Genomic DNA, 14,295 nt, shown 5'->3' with positions numbered 1-14,295 from the left:
TCAGCCCTCAAGCCGCTGCAGCGGGCAGCCGTTAACCCTCAGTGCCGGCGCATGCCCGGCGCACTCCGGAGGGGGCTGGTGAGCGCTGTCCTGAAAACCCGCGTGGTCCTCGCGGCCTTATGCCTCGCGAGCGGCGTCGCCGTACGGGCGGACGAGTCCCCGGACCGACCTTGGCGGCTGGCCGGCTTTGGCACGCTGGGCGGCACCTGGGCCAGCGCCGACGGCATCGAGTATCGCCGCGACGTGACGCAGGCACCAACCGGTGTGGCGGGCGGGGCTGGGGCGGCAAACGTCGATACGCGGATTGGCGTGCAGTTCAACTACCAGCTCGGCGCCGATTGGGAAGCGGTGGTACAGGCGCTGTCGCGCTACCGCTACGATGGCTCGTGGCGCCCCGAACTGAGCTGGGGCTTCCTCAGCTATTCGCCGGACGCGGCGCTGACCCTGCGGGGCGGGCGCCTTGGGCTCGATGTCTATCCGCTCGCCGACTCGACCAACATTGGCTATTCCTACCTGCCGGTTCGTCCCGCGCCGGACTACTACGGCGGCATTCCGATGCAGTCGCTTGACGGCCTTGATGTCAGCTACATCTGGCCGCTCGGGGCCGATGCGCTGAAATTCAAGGCTTATGCCGGGCTGGCGGTGGGCAAGGCGGTGGCGGACGCGCAGGGCGCGGTATTCGATCTGGCCGATTCGCCACTCGTAGGCGCCTACCTCGAATACCAGGGTGAGCCGTGGACCGCGCGGCTGGGCTACACCCAAATCCGCGTCGCACATGATTTTCCCTTCCCCGATATCCACGACGCGCTTCGCAACGGTGGCATTCCCGGCGGCCCCGAGCTGGCCGACCGCCTGTCGGTGGAGGGCAAGCACTTCGGCTACCTGTCCGCTTCGCTGGGCTACCAGCAAGGTGCGCTTCAGGCGCAATTGGCTGGCAGCTATTTTCGTTCCGATAGCGATGCGCTCCCGCCGTACTACGCGGGCTTCGCCCTCCTGGGCTATCGCGTCGGTGCGCTGACGCCATATCTGCTGTTATCGGGTGCGCGCTCGCCGGACAGCCACCCGGTATCGGGTCTACCACCGTGGCCAATGCTTGCGCCGCTGGAGAACGCCGTCGGCAAGATGTTTGAATCCAACCTCAACAACCTGCAGACGGTTGGGCTGGGCACACGCTGGGATCTGTCGAGCCACATCGCGCTGAAGCTGCAGGCCGAACGCATCCACGGCACGCACAGCATCGTGCTGTGGTTCAACGACGCGGCCCCCGGGGACGCTTTCAAAACCACGGTGCTGAGCGCCGTGCTCGATTTCGTGTTCTGACGCCATGGTCGCGATCCGCCTCGCCGCGCTGTGTCTCCTGAGCCTGCTGTGGCCGGCCGGGAGCGCATGGGCGCTGGACCTCGTGGTGGTGGTCAACCCAGGCTGCGCCGTCGCGCGCCTCACCCGCGACGACGTGATCAATCTCTACATGGGGCGGTTGCGCAAACTGCCGGATGGCACCGCTGCGCGCCCGATCGACCTGCTGACCAGTTCCGGGCAGGAGAAACAGCAGTTCTACCAACGGCTGCTGTCGCGCGATCTGAGCGAGGTGCGTGCCTACTGGGCGCGGCTCACCTTCTCCGGCCAGGCTTCGCCGCCGGTGCAGGCGGAGACGACCGAGGAAGTCCTGTCGCTGGTGCAGCGCAATCCGGGCGGTATCGGCTACGTCGAACGCTCGCGCTCGGATGCCCGTGTGCGCATCGTGTTCGAGCTGGGGGACAAGTGATGCTGCGTCTCATCCGTCGCAACCTCGGTCTGCGCACCACCGCGATCATCCTGTTGGTTGGCGGCGTAGTGGGCATCGCGTTTGCGCTGGCCGCGCTGCCCTTCGTCCGTGCGCAAGAGCGCGAGGCCATGCAGCGGCAGAGCATCGCGCTGATCGACGCAGTGGAAGGCACCGTCAGCACGGCGTGTTTCGTCGACGACCGCGTGCTGGCGAAACAGGCGCTTGAGGGCCTGGTCAAGAACCCCTATATCCGGCGGGCCGATGTACGGGTGGCGAACACGGCGATTGCCGAGGCCGGCGGCCCGCCATCCGGTGCCGACTACCTGAGCCGCCCGGTGCATTCGCCGTTTTCCGAGAGCGAATCGATCTGCGAGATCCGTGTGGAACCCAGCGAAGCGCTGATCCGCGACGTGTCCTACGAACGCGCCTGGCGGGTCGCCGCACTGATGGGCGGGCAGATGCTGGCGGTGGTGCTGGCGGCGCTGATGGCGGTCAGCGCCTTCGTGACCTGGCCGATCCGCCGGATCTCCGACAGCCTGCACCGCATCGAAGGCAAGGAAGGTGGGCAGATCCCCACGCCGCGTGGTCATGACGACGATGAGCTGGGGCGGCTGGTGCGCGACACCAACGCGCTGATCGCCGGGTTCTCGGGGCTGATCCGCACCGAGCGCAGTCTGCGCGAGCAGCGCGAGCTGGATGAACAGCGCATGCGCCTGATCTTCGAGAATGCCGAAACCGGGCTGTTCACGCTGACCGGCGATGGCCGCCTGCAATCGTGGAATCCCGCCTGTGTGCGGGTGCTGGGCGGGCCGCAATCACCACACGAAAGCCCCACGCTGGGCGAGTTGCTGCCTTCGCTGGCGGTGCCGCTCGACGCGCTGCGGGCGCGTTGCATCGAGCGCCAGCGCTCGGTCTCCGAAGACTTCGTGCTGACGGAAGAGAGCGGCCTGCAGCGCTGGATCCAGATCGTGCTGACACCGGCCGGCGGCGGCGCCCTGCAGGGGCTTGCGAACGACATTTCGGACCGCAAGCGCGCCGAGGAGGCCGCACAGGAACTGGCGATTACCGACAGCCTGACCGGCGCGATGAACCGCCTCGGCCTCAACCGTCGCCTCGCCAACATGCTCGCCGAACACACCCGCGACCCGGCGCGCGGCTTCGCGCTCGCCATGATCGACCTCGACTGGTTCAAACAGATCAACGACACGCACGGACACGACGCGGGTGACCATGTGTTGCGCGTTGTGGCGCAAAGGCTGGAGCGGGCGGTGCGCCGCACCGACACGGTAGCGCGGCCGGGCGGCGACGAATTCGTGCTGCTGCTCGACGGCGTGACCGAAGCGGACGCCGCGACCGCGATCCTGAACAAGGTACGCGAAGCGGTGCTGGCGCCGATCACGCTCGACAGCGGAGCCGACGTAGCGGTGGGGGCCAGCATCGGCGTGGCGATGACCTACGCGGCAACGAGTGCGCCGGATGAACTGATGCGGCGTGCCGATGCTGCGATGTACGGCGCCAAGAAGGAAGGCCGCAACGCAGTGCGGCTTTACGCGGAGTGATGCCGCAGCGGGTGCGTCAGGCCGGGTAGCCGAACTCGCGCAGCAGCTGCGCGGTTTCGTGCAGCGGCAGGCCGACGATGCCGGTGTAGGAGCCGCGGATCTCAGCGATGAATGCGCCCGCACGACCCTGTATGCCGTAGGCGCCCGCCTTGTCCATCGGCTCGCCACTGCTCACATAGCGCCGGATGTCCTCGTCGCTCAGCTCGCCGAAACGCACTTCGCTGACCGAGAGCCGGTGATCGATGCGTTGCCCGTCCGCCATCGCGATCGCGGTCAGCACACGATGGCTGCGGCCGGCGAGGCGACGCAGGATCGCCGCGGCATCGGCCTCGTCGGCCGGCTTGCCGATGATCTCGCCGTCGAGGTCGATCGTGGTATCGGCGGACAGCACCGGCCGTGGCACCAGATTGCGCCAGGCGAGCCGCGCCCAGCCGCCCTGCGCCTTGGCGCGGGCAACGCGGACCACGTAGGCGTCGGGGTGCTCGCCGGGTAGCACATCTTCGGCCACGTCGGCGTCTTCGCGCGGGGGGGCGCGGAACAGCAGCGTGTCGAACGCGACGCCGATCTGGTGCAGCAGCTCGCGGCGGCGCGGGCTGCGGGAGGCGAGGTAGATTCTGGGTGGCAACATGCGGGCGATTCTGCCGCTCACTCGCGGTGGTAAGGGTGGTTCTTCGTCACGCTCCAGGCGCGGTACAGCGCCTCGGCCAGCAGCACACGCACCATCGCGTGCGGCAGGGTCAGCGATGAAAGGCGGATCTTCTCGTGTGCCGCCTGTTTGAGTGTCGGGTCGAGCCCGTCCGGCCCGCCGATCACCAGCGCAACATCGTCACCCGCACCCAGCCAGCGCTCCAGCCGTTGCGCGAGTGACTTGGTGCTCAGGTCTTCGCCGCGCTCGTCGAGGATCACCAGCCGTGCGCGCGGCGGCAGTGCGGCGCGGATGCGCTCGGCTTCGGCGGCCATCATCTGCTCGGCGGTCTTGCCACCGCTGCGCGGTTCGGCCTTGACTTCGACCAGATCGAGCGTGCATTCACGCGGCATGCGCTTGGCGAAGTCGCCGAAGGCCTCATCGACCCAGCCCGGCATGCGGGTGCCGACGGCGACGATCGCGAGCCGCATCAGAGCGCTTCGCCGTGCGCCTCGGCCGCATGCGGGCGGCGGCGAACCGGCGTATGCGACCAGATCTCTTCCAGGTTGTAGTAGCTGCGTACGGCAGGCTGCATCACGTGCACGACGATGTCGCCGAGGTCGACCAGCACCCATTCGCCGGTCTGTTCGCCTTCGACGCTGATCACTTCGCCACCGGCTTCGCGGACCTTGTCCTGCACATGCCGGGCGAGCGCCTTGGTCTGGCGGTTGGAATCGCCACTCGCGATCACGATGCGGTCAAACAGCGAGGTGAGGCGGGTGGTATTGATGACGTCGATATCTTTGGCCTTGATGTCTTCAAGGGCGTCGACGACCACTTTTTCAAGCTTGGCGATATTCATCAGGACGGTTCTTCCTCCGGTTCGCAGGGCGCCTCGCGATAGAGGCGGTGCTGGGCAATATAGTCGACAACCCCATCCGGCAACAGGTAGCGCGGGCTCTCTAGGCGCGCGCAGGCGCTGCGGATGGCGGTGGCTGAAATGTCGAGCGGGGTGATCGGGAAACGCAGGATGCAGCCGGCTGGCGACGTCGCCAGCGCGCTTGCATCGGTGCTTCGTTCGTCGCACACGGCCGCCAGCTCGGGCGGCAGCGCGTGGGTGTCGAGCGAATGGCCGGGCCGGGTTGCGACGGCAATGTGGGCAAGCTCGAACAGGCTGCGCCAGCGATGCCAGGTCGGCAGGCCGGCGAAGGCGTCAGCCCCCAGCAGCAACACAAGCGGTTGCTGTGCGCCCAGTTCGCGGCGCAGGCGTTCCAGTGTCGGTACGGTGTAGCTCGGTGCGTTGCTGAGGACCTCCGCGGCATCGACTTCCAGCGTAGCGTTGCCGGCGGCGGCCAGCTGCGTCATCGCCAGGCGTTGTTCCGCTCGCGCGCCGGGCGCGCCGCGGTGGGCGGGGCGGCCAGCCGGAATCAGGCGTACTCGGGCGAGCCTCAGCTGCTGGCGGGCCTCTTCGGCAAGCCTCAGGTGGCCGAAGTGGATCGGGTCGAAGGTGCCGCCGAGGATGCCGAGCGGCGCGAGCTCAGGCGAGCGGACCATCCTGCAGGCCCGGGAAGACTTCCAGCGCGTTGACGTAGAACGCCCCGTACAGGCCGGGGATCAGCAGCATCGGCAACATCATCGCGATCGAAGCGCCGAGCGACGGCGAGGCCATCGCGAGCACCGCGCCGATCACGCCGGGGATTAGCCACAGCACCAGCGCAACGGCGAGCCCGAAAACGAAGAACGCCGCGAAGTTGCGCCAGAACGCGACGAAGCTGAAGAACGCGGCCTTGACCGGGGGCACCTTGCGCCAGGCGGTCAGCAGTGGCGCGAACCAGTTGGCCATCATCACCGGCATCGTCAGCCCCATCAGCATCAGTGCGGAGCGCATCAGGGCATCGGCATCGAGCGCCGGGTCGTCGAGCTTGCGGCGGCCCTGCATCACGTCGATCAGCATGCCGCCGTCCCATGCGGTGGTGATCGCCAGCGCAAGCAGGCTGCCGACGTAGTAGATCAGGCCGAGCACCACCAGCTCGCGCAGATTGCGCTGAAAGCCTGAGAACAGCGAAAACGGGAGCACCGGATCGCCTTGCTCGATCGTGCGGCAGACATTGAATACGCCGACCGACAAGGCCGGCAGCAGCAGCGCGAGGGGGGCCTGCGCGATCCACGGCGCAACCGATTCGGGCAGCACCGTGACCAGCAGTGGCACCAGCAGCATGCCGGCGAACATCAGCACCAGCCACATCAGCATCACGTTGGCCGCCAGTGCGAACGGATTGCGCCGGTACAGCGCGAAGCCGGCCTTGACCCAGGCCCAGCCATGCGAGGCGGGCAGCTTGTGCGCCTGCATCTCAGGCCTCCGCGCCGGTGCTGGCGAACACGTCGCGCCAGGAGGCGTAGATCGTCGTGGCGACGAGCGGAATCACGACGACGATGCCGAAACCGAAACTCAGCGTGATCGCCAGCGGCACGCCGAGCACCAGCACTGCGCCGACCAGTGCGCTTGCGCCGGTGTTGTGCAAGGCGGCGCGGAACGACAGGCGCATCGCATCGAAGGGCGAGGCGCGGTTGAGCATCACCAGCGCCGGGGCGAACCACAGCGCCAGCAGCATGCCCATCACGACGACGAAGGATACGAAGATGTCCGCGACCCAACTCAGCGCCAGCGTGATCCAGTCGAAGCCGGCCAGGCCGGTGATGTCGAGCAGCAGCGCAAGGACCAGGCTGGTGATGAAGGTCAGGATGCCGGCTGCGGTCAGCGCGATGCCCTGCAGCACCCCGATCATCGCCAGATTGGCCGCATGCTGGCGCAGGCCGTCCCACAGCTCGTTGATCTTCAGCGTGCCGGTTTCGCGCGAATGATGGGCCGCGGCGACCATGCCGCCTGCCAGCACCTGCAGCACCACCATCGCGAGCACGCGGCCGATCAGCGGCAGCCAAACGGCGATTGCGAGCACCAGGAAGGTCGCAGCGCCCATCACGGACCACACGGCCGGGTGCGCCATAAACAGGCGCCAGCCTTCGCGGAACCAGCTCAGCGCGCTGCTGGCCGGGACTTGGGCCGGGGTGGGGAGGTTATGAGCATGCATGGCGGGTGGGTCGTGCGATCGGGGCGGCGGGATGCGGATCCTACCAAATGCGCGGGGCTTTCCGGGTTGGCGGCCTGCGGCGGCCGCTCACGGCAGGCGCACCGCACCCGGTTGGGCGATGCGTGTGCGCAGGATCTCGCGGAATTCATCCGGGTTCTTCACCAGCACCATTTCGCCTTCGCGCGGGCGGTGGAAATCTTCCAGCCGCGAGAGCCAGAAGCGCAGCGCGGCACGCCGCAGCATCGCCGGCCAGGCTTCGCGTTCGGCACGGGTGAAGGGCCGGTCGGCATGGTAGGCGAGCAGGAAGGCGTTGGCGCGCGCCGGGTCCAGCGTGCCGTCTGTTCGACCGCACCAGTCGTTGAGGGTGACGGCCACGTCGAACAGCAGCGCGTCGGTACAGGCGAAATAGAAGTCGATCACGCCGCCGACATGCTCGCCATCCCACAACACGTTGTCGCGGAACAGATCTGCATGGATCGTGCCGACGGGCAGGTCGAGTTCATCGAGCCCGCGCTGCACGATCAGTTCGGCTTCCAGCAGGGCGCGGTCGCCCGGTGCGAGTTGCGGCAAGACCGCCGCCGCCGCACGCTCGCGCCAGGCCGGGCCGCGCGAGTTGTCCTGCCGGCGGCCGTAGGACATGCCGGCCAGATGCAGCCCGGCGAGCATCGCCCCGAGCCGCTCGCACTGCGCCACGCTGGGCGCCATCTCTGAGCGGCCGGCAAGGCGCGTCACCATCACGGCCGGGCGGCCGGCGAGGGTGCCGAGGTAATCGTTGTCGCGGTTGGCGATTGGCGCCGGCACCGGCAGGCCATGTCGGGCAAGGTGCGCCATCAGGTGCAGGTAGTACGGCAGTTCGGCGCGCGGCACGCTTTCGAACAGCGTCAGCACGTAGCGGCCGAGCGTGGTCGTGACGAAGAAGTTGCTGTTCTGCACACCGGCTTCGATGCCACGCAGCTCGGCCAAGCGGCCGACGGCATAGCCGGCGAGCCAGTCGCGCATCTGTTCCGGAGTGACGGGTGTGAAGACGGACATCGTTTCAACGCGGGCGGCAGCGAGCTGCCGACCTGCCAGTTACCAGGACTTGATCAGCCACATCGGGACCGACAGGCTGCGCTCGTTGTCGTCGGCGCGCGCGAATACGCCATCGCCCTTGTGGTCGACGAGGTAGTAGGGTTTGCCGACCTTGGGCGTCACCTTGATCATGTAGAGCCGGCCCTTGATGCGGTATTCCTCGATCTTGTCCTCGCCACGGGTCGATACGGTGACCTCCGGCGCTTCGTCGGTATCGACGACGCCAGCCGGCGGCGGTGGCGGTTCGGGAATCGGTTCGAGCTTGGGCGGCTTGTCCTGCGCGACCACCGGTGCTGCGGCGAGCATCGCGATCACGAACAGCTTGCGGAGTGTGTGGGACATGGTGCGCCTCTTACAGGTTGAGCATCAGCTCGTGTTCGCCGGGTAGCGGCTCGAATCCGCGATGCTCGTAGTGTTTGAAGATCGCCTCGACCACATCTTCGGGCGAGTCGATCACCTGGATCAGATCGAGGTCTTCCGGGTTAACCATCTTCTCGGCCACCAGGCGCTCGCGGAACCAATCCACCAGTCCTTTCCAGAACGGCGAGTGCACCAGGATCACCGGGATCGGCCGGCTCTTGCCGGTCTGGATCAGCGTCAGCGCCTCCATCAGCTCGTCCAGTGTGCCGAAGCCGCCGGGCATCACCACGTACGCGCTGGCGCACTTCACGAACATGTACTTGCGCGCGAAGAAGTGGTGGAAGGTCTGCGAGATGTCCTGGTACGGGTTGCCGTGCTGCTCCATCGGCAACTGGATGTTGAGACCGACCGAGGGGGATTTGCCAAAGTAGGCGCCCTTGTTGGCCGCCTCCATGATGCCGGGGCCGCCGCCGGAGATCACCGAGAAGCCGGAATCGGACAGCAGGCGCGCGATCTTCTCAGCTTTTTCGTAGTACGGATCGTCCGGCTTGGTGCGGGCGCTGCCGAAGATGCTGACAGCCGGGCGGATCGGTGCGAGACGCTCAGTCGCCTCGACGAACTCTGCCATAATTCCAAAGATCCGCCATGCCTCGCGCGCCATCTGGCTGTGCGTGCCGGGCGTTGCGGTGGTTACGGGCGGGAGTTTCTCTTTCGCGCTCATTCTTGTCTTTCGTCGCAGGATCGATGTGGTGCCGGTACCGGCACGACACCTGCCGCGCTCACCGGTTGAATACCCATGCCGACGCTTCTGCTGGTCGACGGATCCTCTTATCTGTACCGCGCATTCCATGCCATGCCGGACATGCGAAATGCTCGCGGAGAGCCTACTGGCGCGGTGTTCGGGGTGCTGAACATGCTACGCCGGCTGTTGGGTGACTACAAGGCAGACCGGCTTGCCTGTGTCTTTGATGCCAAGGGCAAGACCTTCCGCGAAGACCTCTACCCCGACTACAAGGCGCACCGCCCGCCGATGCCGGACGACCTGCGCCTGCAGATCGAGCCGATCCACGCCTGCGTGCAGGCGATGGGCTGGCCGATCGTGATGGTCGAAGGCATCGAGGCCGATGACGTGATCGGCACGCTGGCGCGGCGCGGCGAAGCGGCCGGCTACGATGTGGTGATCTCGACCGGCGACAAGGACATGGCGCAGCTTGTCACGCCGCGTGTGAAGCTGGTCAACACCATGAGCAACGAGGTGCTCGACGAAGCTGGCGTACTCGCCAAGTTCGGCGTGCCGCCGACACGCATCATCGACTACCTCGCACTGGTCGGCGACACGGTGGATAACGTGCCCGGCGTCGAGAAGTGTGGCCCCAAGACCGCGGTGAAGTGGCTGTCTGAATTCGACTCGCTCGATGGCGTGGTCGCTGCCGCGCAGCAAAAGGTTGCCAAGGGCAAGAAGGAGGACTGGGCGATCGGCGGCGTGGTCGGCGACAACTTGCGCAGGCACCTGGACTTCCTGCCGCTTGGCCGCAAGCTCGTCACGATCGAAACCGATTGCGAACTGCCGGTGACGCTCGATCAGCTGGCGTTTGGCATCAGCCAGAACGAGACGCTGGCCGAATGGTTCGAGCGCTTGCAGTTCCGCACCTGGTTGAAGGAGGCGCGCGCCGCGCTGGGCGGCGAAGCCCCAACGGCAGCAGACTCATCCCCAGCACAGGCAAATACCGAACCAGCAGCTGCGCCGGCGCAGGCGTCGCTGCTGGATGACGCGGGCGCGCATCGCGCGGGCTACGTCACCATTCTCGACTGGACGACCTTCGACGCCTGGTTGGCGAAGATCAGTGCCGCGCCGCTGACGGCTTTCGATACCGAGACCGACAGCCTCGACCCGATGCTCGCGCGCCTCGTCGGCATGAGCTTCAGCGTGAAGGAGGGCGAGGCGGCCTACCTGCCGCTGACGCACCACTATCCCGATGCGCCGGCCCAGCTGCCGCTCGACGAGGTGCTCGCGAAGCTGCGCGGCTGGTTCGAATCCGATGCGCACCGCAAGCTCGGCCAGAACCTGAAGTACGACATGCATGTGCTGGCCAACCACGGCATCCGCTTGCGGGGCGTCGAGCACGACACGCTGCTCGAATCCTTCGTGGTGGAGAGCGACAAGGGCCATGATCTCGACCAGCTCGCCAAGCGCCACGCGGGCATGCTCGATACGCTGAGTTACACCGATGTCTGCGGCAAGGGCGCCAACCAGATCGGCTTCCACGAAGTTGCGATCGCGCGGGCGACCGAATACGCCGCCGAAGACGCCGACGCCACGCTGCGGGTGCACAACGTGCTGTTGCCGCGCGTCAGCAGCGACGCGGCGCTGGCCAAGCTCTACCGCGAGGTCGAGATGCCGGCGATGGAAGTGCTGTGGGCGATGGAGCGCAACGGTGTGTTGATCGACCGCGACCTGCTGCTGCGTCAATCCGACACGCTCGGCCGCCGCATGCTGGAGCTGGAGGCCGAAGCCCACGCGCTCGCCAAGCAGCCCTTCAACCTCAACAGCCCCAAGCAGATCCAGGAGATCCTGTTCGAGCGCGAGAAGCTGCCGGTGTTGAAGAAGACCCCAGGCGGCCAGCCCTCGACCGACGAAGAAGTGCTGCAACAACTGGCACTCGACTATCCGCTGCCCAAACTGCTGCTCGAATACCGCAGCATGGCGAAGCTCAAGAGTACCTACACCGACAAACTGCCGCGCTCGGTGAACCCGAACACCGGCCGGGTGCATACCAGCTTCTCGCAGGCCGGTGCGGTCACCGGGCGCATCTCCAGCTCGGAACCCAACCTGCAGAACATTCCGGTGCGCACCGAAGAAGGTCGCCGTATCCGCGCCGCCTTCATCGCGGCGCCGGGCAACGTCATCGTGTCGGCCGACTACTCGCAGATCGAGCTGCGCATCATGGCGCACCTGTCTGACGATGCCGGCCTGCTCGAAGCCTTCGCACAGGGGCTGGATGTTCACCGCGCCACCGCCGCAGAGGTGTTCGGCCTCGTGCCGTCCGAAGTCACCAGCGAACAGCGTCGTTACGCCAAGGCGATCAACTTCGGCCTCATCTACGGCATGAGTGCGCATGGGCTGGCGAAGGCGCTCGATCTCGAACGCAGCGCCGCGCAGGCCTACATCGACCGCTACTTCGCCCGCTACCCCGGCGTTGCGCGTTACATGGAAGAAACCCGCCGCTTTGCGCGCGACCACGGCTATGTCGAGACGGTGTTTGGCCGCCGTCTAATGCTGCCCGAGATCCGCGCCGCGCAGGTCGGTCGTCGTCAGGGCGCGGAGCGCGCCGCAATCAATGCGCCGATGCAAGGCACGGCAGCCGACATCGTCAAGATCGCGATGCGTCGGGTGTATGACTGGCTGCAGGGCAGCACGCTGCAATCCAAACTCCTGCTGCAGGTGCACGACGAACTGGTGCTCGAAGTGCCGCAGGGCGAGCTCGATACCGTCAAGCCCAAGCTCGCGGAACTGATGAGCGGCGCCGCCGCGCTGAAGGTGCCGCTGGTCGTCGAAGTCGGTGCCGGCGCCAACTGGGATGAAGCGCACTAGCGCTTCGCGCGATAAGGAAAACTGGCGCGTCTCTACTGGGGGCGTTCAGCGCTTGATGCCGCCGATCCAGCAAGCGGCCAGTGGTCGCGCACCGAGCGCGTAGGCCAACGCCGCCGGCTCTCCGATTCGCCATAGCGCGAAATCTGCGCGCTGGCCAATCGCGAGCGTGCCACGGTCCGCGAGGCCCAGCGCACGCGCGGCTTCGCGCGTGATGCCGGCAAGCGCGTCCTGCGGGGTCAGGCGGAACAGCGTGCAGGCCATATTCGCCGCGAGCAACAGCGAGGTCAGCGGCGAGGTGCCGGGGTTGGCGTCGGTGGCGACGGCCATCGGCACGCCGGCGTCGCGCAGCGCGGCGATCGGCGGCAGCCTGGTTTCGCGCAGGCAGTAGAAGGCGCCGGGCAGCAGTACGGCGATGGTGCCGACCGCTTTCATCGCGGCGATGCCGTCGTCCGACAGCCATTCGAGATGATCCGCGGAGAGGCCGCGGTAGCGTGCGACCAGCGCGGCGCCGCCCTGATCCGAGAGCTGCTCAGCGTGCAGCTTCACCGGCAGGCCGAGCTTCGCGGCGGCGTCGAACACGCGGGCGGTCTGCTCGGGCGTGAAGGCGATGCGCTCGCAGAAGGCGTCGACCGCGTCGACCAGGCCTTCGCTGGCGAGCGCGGGCAGCATCGCGGTGCAGAGGTGGTCGATGTACGCATCGGCCTCGCCGGCGAACTCCGGCGGCAGCGCGTGGGCGCCGAGGAAGGTGGTGCGCACGGTGATGCCGCGCAACTCGCCGATGCGGCGCGCGACGCGCAGCATCTTGCGTTCGCTGGGCAGGTCCAGCCCGTAGCCGGATTTGATCTCCAGCGTGGTGACACCTTCGGCCAGCAGCGCATCGACGCGCGGCAGGCCGGCGGCGAGCAGCGCGTCTTCGTCGGCCGCACGTGTCGCACGCACCGTGGAGAGGATGCCGCCACCGGCGCGGGCGATGTCTTCGTAGCTCGCGCCGTTGAGCCGGGCCTCGAATTCGTTGGCGCGGTTGCCGGCGTAGACGAGGTGAGTGTGGCAATCGATCAGCCCCGGCGTCAGCCAGCCGCCGGCGCCGTCGTGGGGCGGCAGCGCGCTGAATTCGGCGGGCAGCTCAGCTTCCGGCCCGAGCCAGGCGATGGTGCCGTCGCGCCACGCAAGTGCGGCGTTGCGGACCGTGCCGTAGCCCTCACCGACGAAGCTCGCGAGATGGACGTTGCGCAGCAGTCCGTCCCGGACCGGCGCGTCGCTCACGGATGCGCCCCCGCGGCGATGCGGGCAACCAGCCGTGCGGCGACCCGCGCGGTGTGGGCGTCGATGTCCTGCGCGGGGTTCAGCTCCGCGATGTCGGCGAGGCGCAGCTTGCCGCTGGCGACCGCCGCGTCGATCAGGGGTTCGATGACTTCCATGGCGACGCCATGCGACGAGGGCGCCGAGACGCCGGGTGCGAGGCCGGGCGGCAGCACGTCGAGGCAGATCGTCAGGTACAGGTGGTCGACTTGCGCGAGGAAGGCGTGCAGCGCAGCGAGCGCGGCGTGGAGCTTCGCAGCGCCCAGCTCTTCATCCAGCATCCAGCGTACGCCCAGCTGCTTGGCGCGCTCGAACAGCGCGGCGGTGTTGGCGAAGCGCGAGATGCCGAAGACGGTGTAGTGGAAGGGCCAGGTTTGCGCCGCGCAGGTCTCGGCGATCTGCCGGAACGGGGTGCCGGAGCTGGCGCGATCCGCGGCGCGCAGGTCGAAGTGCGCGTCGAAGTTCAGAATGCCGATGCGCGGCGTTTCGCTGCTGCGCTTCTTCAGCGCGGTGGCCAGCCCCATGAAGCTGCCGAAGGCGATCTCGTGACCGCCGCCGAGCCCGATCGGCAGGTGGCCGCGCTCGATCAGTTTCGCGATTTCGCCTGCGTAGTGGGCCTGCGCCGCTTCGAGCGCGTCACCGTCGCAATGCACGTCGCCGGCGTCGTAGAGCACCGAGGCCTCGGCGAGTGCGACGTTGGCCAGCGCGCGACGCAGTGCGGTGGGGCCGGCGGCAGCATCCGGGCGGCCGAGGTTGCGGCGCACGCCGGCGTCGCAGGCGAAACCGAGCAGCGCGACGCCATGGCGCTGCGTGGCATCGCCCAGCGGCTGCACCGCCTCATGCCAGCGCTGGCTGAAGTGCGCTTCGTGCGAGTCTTCGCGGCCCTGCCAGATGGCCGTGTCGAAGCCGGTATGCCGTACGCCCTCGGTGCTCAT

General features: G+C 67.5%; 15 protein-coding genes. 4 read left to right on the top strand and 11 right to left on the bottom strand.

Annotated features, from left to right (window positions below; translation table 11 throughout):
• The first annotated feature begins 78 nt into the window (after positions 1 to 78).
• From JY500_RS17995 to JY500_RS17985, 3 genes are read left to right on the top strand one after another with little or no spacing between them, the layout of a single operon-like run.
• Positions 79 to 1,320, top strand: a complete 1,242-nt coding sequence (locus JY500_RS17995; RefSeq protein WP_206254045.1) for a hypothetical protein — start codon at positions 79 to 81, stop codon at positions 1,318 to 1,320.
• Positions 1,321 to 1,324: 4 nt separating this feature from the next.
• A complete protein-coding gene (locus JY500_RS17990) occupies positions 1,325 to 1,765 on the top strand; it encodes a type 2 periplasmic-binding domain-containing protein (protein ID WP_206254044.1) in 441 nt (146 codons plus the stop codon).
• A complete protein-coding gene (locus JY500_RS17985; protein ID WP_206254043.1) occupies positions 1,765 to 3,324 on the top strand; it encodes a sensor domain-containing diguanylate cyclase in 1,560 nt (519 codons plus the stop codon). Before JY500_RS17990 ends, JY500_RS17985 begins: the two co-directional genes overlap by 1 nt.
• 16 nt (positions 3,325 to 3,340) lie before the next feature.
• Here the strand turns inward: JY500_RS17985 and JY500_RS17980 are convergent, their stop codons facing one another.
• From JY500_RS17980 to JY500_RS17940, 9 genes are all read right to left on the bottom strand, one after another.
• Complete coding sequence (locus JY500_RS17980; RefSeq protein WP_206254042.1) at positions 3,341 to 3,952, bottom strand: Maf family protein; 612 nt, start codon at positions 3,950 to 3,952, stop codon at positions 3,341 to 3,343.
• A gap of 17 nt (positions 3,953 to 3,969) precedes the next feature.
• Positions 3,970 to 4,440, bottom strand: a complete 471-nt coding sequence (rlmH, locus tag JY500_RS17975) for a 23S rRNA (pseudouridine(1915)-N(3))-methyltransferase RlmH (protein ID WP_206254041.1) — start codon at positions 4,438 to 4,440, stop codon at positions 3,970 to 3,972.
• The gene (rsfS, locus tag JY500_RS17970; protein ID WP_172203237.1) at positions 4,440 to 4,811 is read right to left on the bottom strand and encodes a ribosome silencing factor; all 372 of its coding nucleotides are present in this window, start codon (positions 4,809 to 4,811) and stop codon (positions 4,440 to 4,442) included. The genes rlmH and rsfS overlap by 1 nt, the downstream gene beginning before the upstream one ends.
• Positions 4,811 to 5,503 (bottom strand): nicotinate-nucleotide adenylyltransferase, encoded by a 693-nt coding sequence (nadD, locus tag JY500_RS17965; protein ID WP_206254040.1) that lies wholly within the window; start codon positions 5,501 to 5,503, stop codon positions 4,811 to 4,813. Before nadD ends, rsfS begins: the two co-directional genes overlap by 1 nt.
• Entirely contained in the window at positions 5,487 to 6,299 is an 813-nt protein-coding gene (locus tag JY500_RS17960) for a BPSS1780 family membrane protein (protein ID WP_172203235.1), read from the bottom strand. Before JY500_RS17960 ends, nadD begins: the two co-directional genes overlap by 17 nt.
• A gap of 1 nt (position 6,300) precedes the next feature.
• Positions 6,301 to 7,038 (bottom strand): BPSS1780 family membrane protein, encoded by a 738-nt coding sequence (locus JY500_RS17955; RefSeq protein WP_172203234.1) that lies wholly within the window; start codon positions 7,036 to 7,038, stop codon positions 6,301 to 6,303.
• Between the two features lie 87 nt (positions 7,039 to 7,125).
• Positions 7,126 to 8,070, bottom strand: coding sequence for a homoserine kinase (locus JY500_RS17950; protein ID WP_206254039.1), 945 nt, complete (start codon positions 8,068 to 8,070; stop codon positions 7,126 to 7,128).
• 39 nt (positions 8,071 to 8,109) lie between these two features.
• The gene (locus JY500_RS17945) at positions 8,110 to 8,451 is read right to left on the bottom strand and encodes a DUF2782 domain-containing protein (RefSeq protein ID WP_172203232.1); all 342 of its coding nucleotides are present in this window, start codon (positions 8,449 to 8,451) and stop codon (positions 8,110 to 8,112) included.
• Between the two features lie 10 nt (positions 8,452 to 8,461).
• Positions 8,462 to 9,190 (bottom strand): LOG family protein, encoded by a 729-nt coding sequence (locus tag JY500_RS17940; RefSeq protein ID WP_206254038.1) that lies wholly within the window; start codon positions 9,188 to 9,190, stop codon positions 8,462 to 8,464.
• 75 nt (positions 9,191 to 9,265) lie between these two features.
• Here JY500_RS17940 and polA point away from each other — a divergent pair, with 75 nt between their 5' ends.
• A complete protein-coding gene (gene polA / locus JY500_RS17935; protein WP_206254037.1) occupies positions 9,266 to 12,061 on the top strand; it encodes a DNA polymerase I in 2,796 nt (931 codons plus the stop codon).
• 45 nt (positions 12,062 to 12,106) lie between these two features.
• Here polA and hutI read toward each other — a convergent pair whose 3' ends face one another.
• On the bottom strand, positions 12,107 to 13,324 hold the full coding sequence (hutI, locus tag JY500_RS17930; protein ID WP_246479676.1) for an imidazolonepropionase: 1,218 nt from the start codon (positions 13,322 to 13,324) through the stop codon (positions 12,107 to 12,109).
• Positions 13,321 to 14,295, bottom strand: coding sequence for a formimidoylglutamase (hutG, locus tag JY500_RS17925; RefSeq protein ID WP_206254036.1), 975 nt, complete (start codon positions 14,293 to 14,295; stop codon positions 13,321 to 13,323). Before hutG ends, hutI begins: the two co-directional genes overlap by 4 nt.

Source organism: Niveibacterium microcysteis (assembly GCF_017161445.1).
Classification (GTDB): Bacteria; Pseudomonadota; Gammaproteobacteria; order Burkholderiales; family Rhodocyclaceae; genus Niveibacterium; species Niveibacterium microcysteis.
The sequence above is the reverse complement of the archived record's forward strand: the minus strand, read 5'-3'. Positions and strand labels throughout refer to the sequence as shown.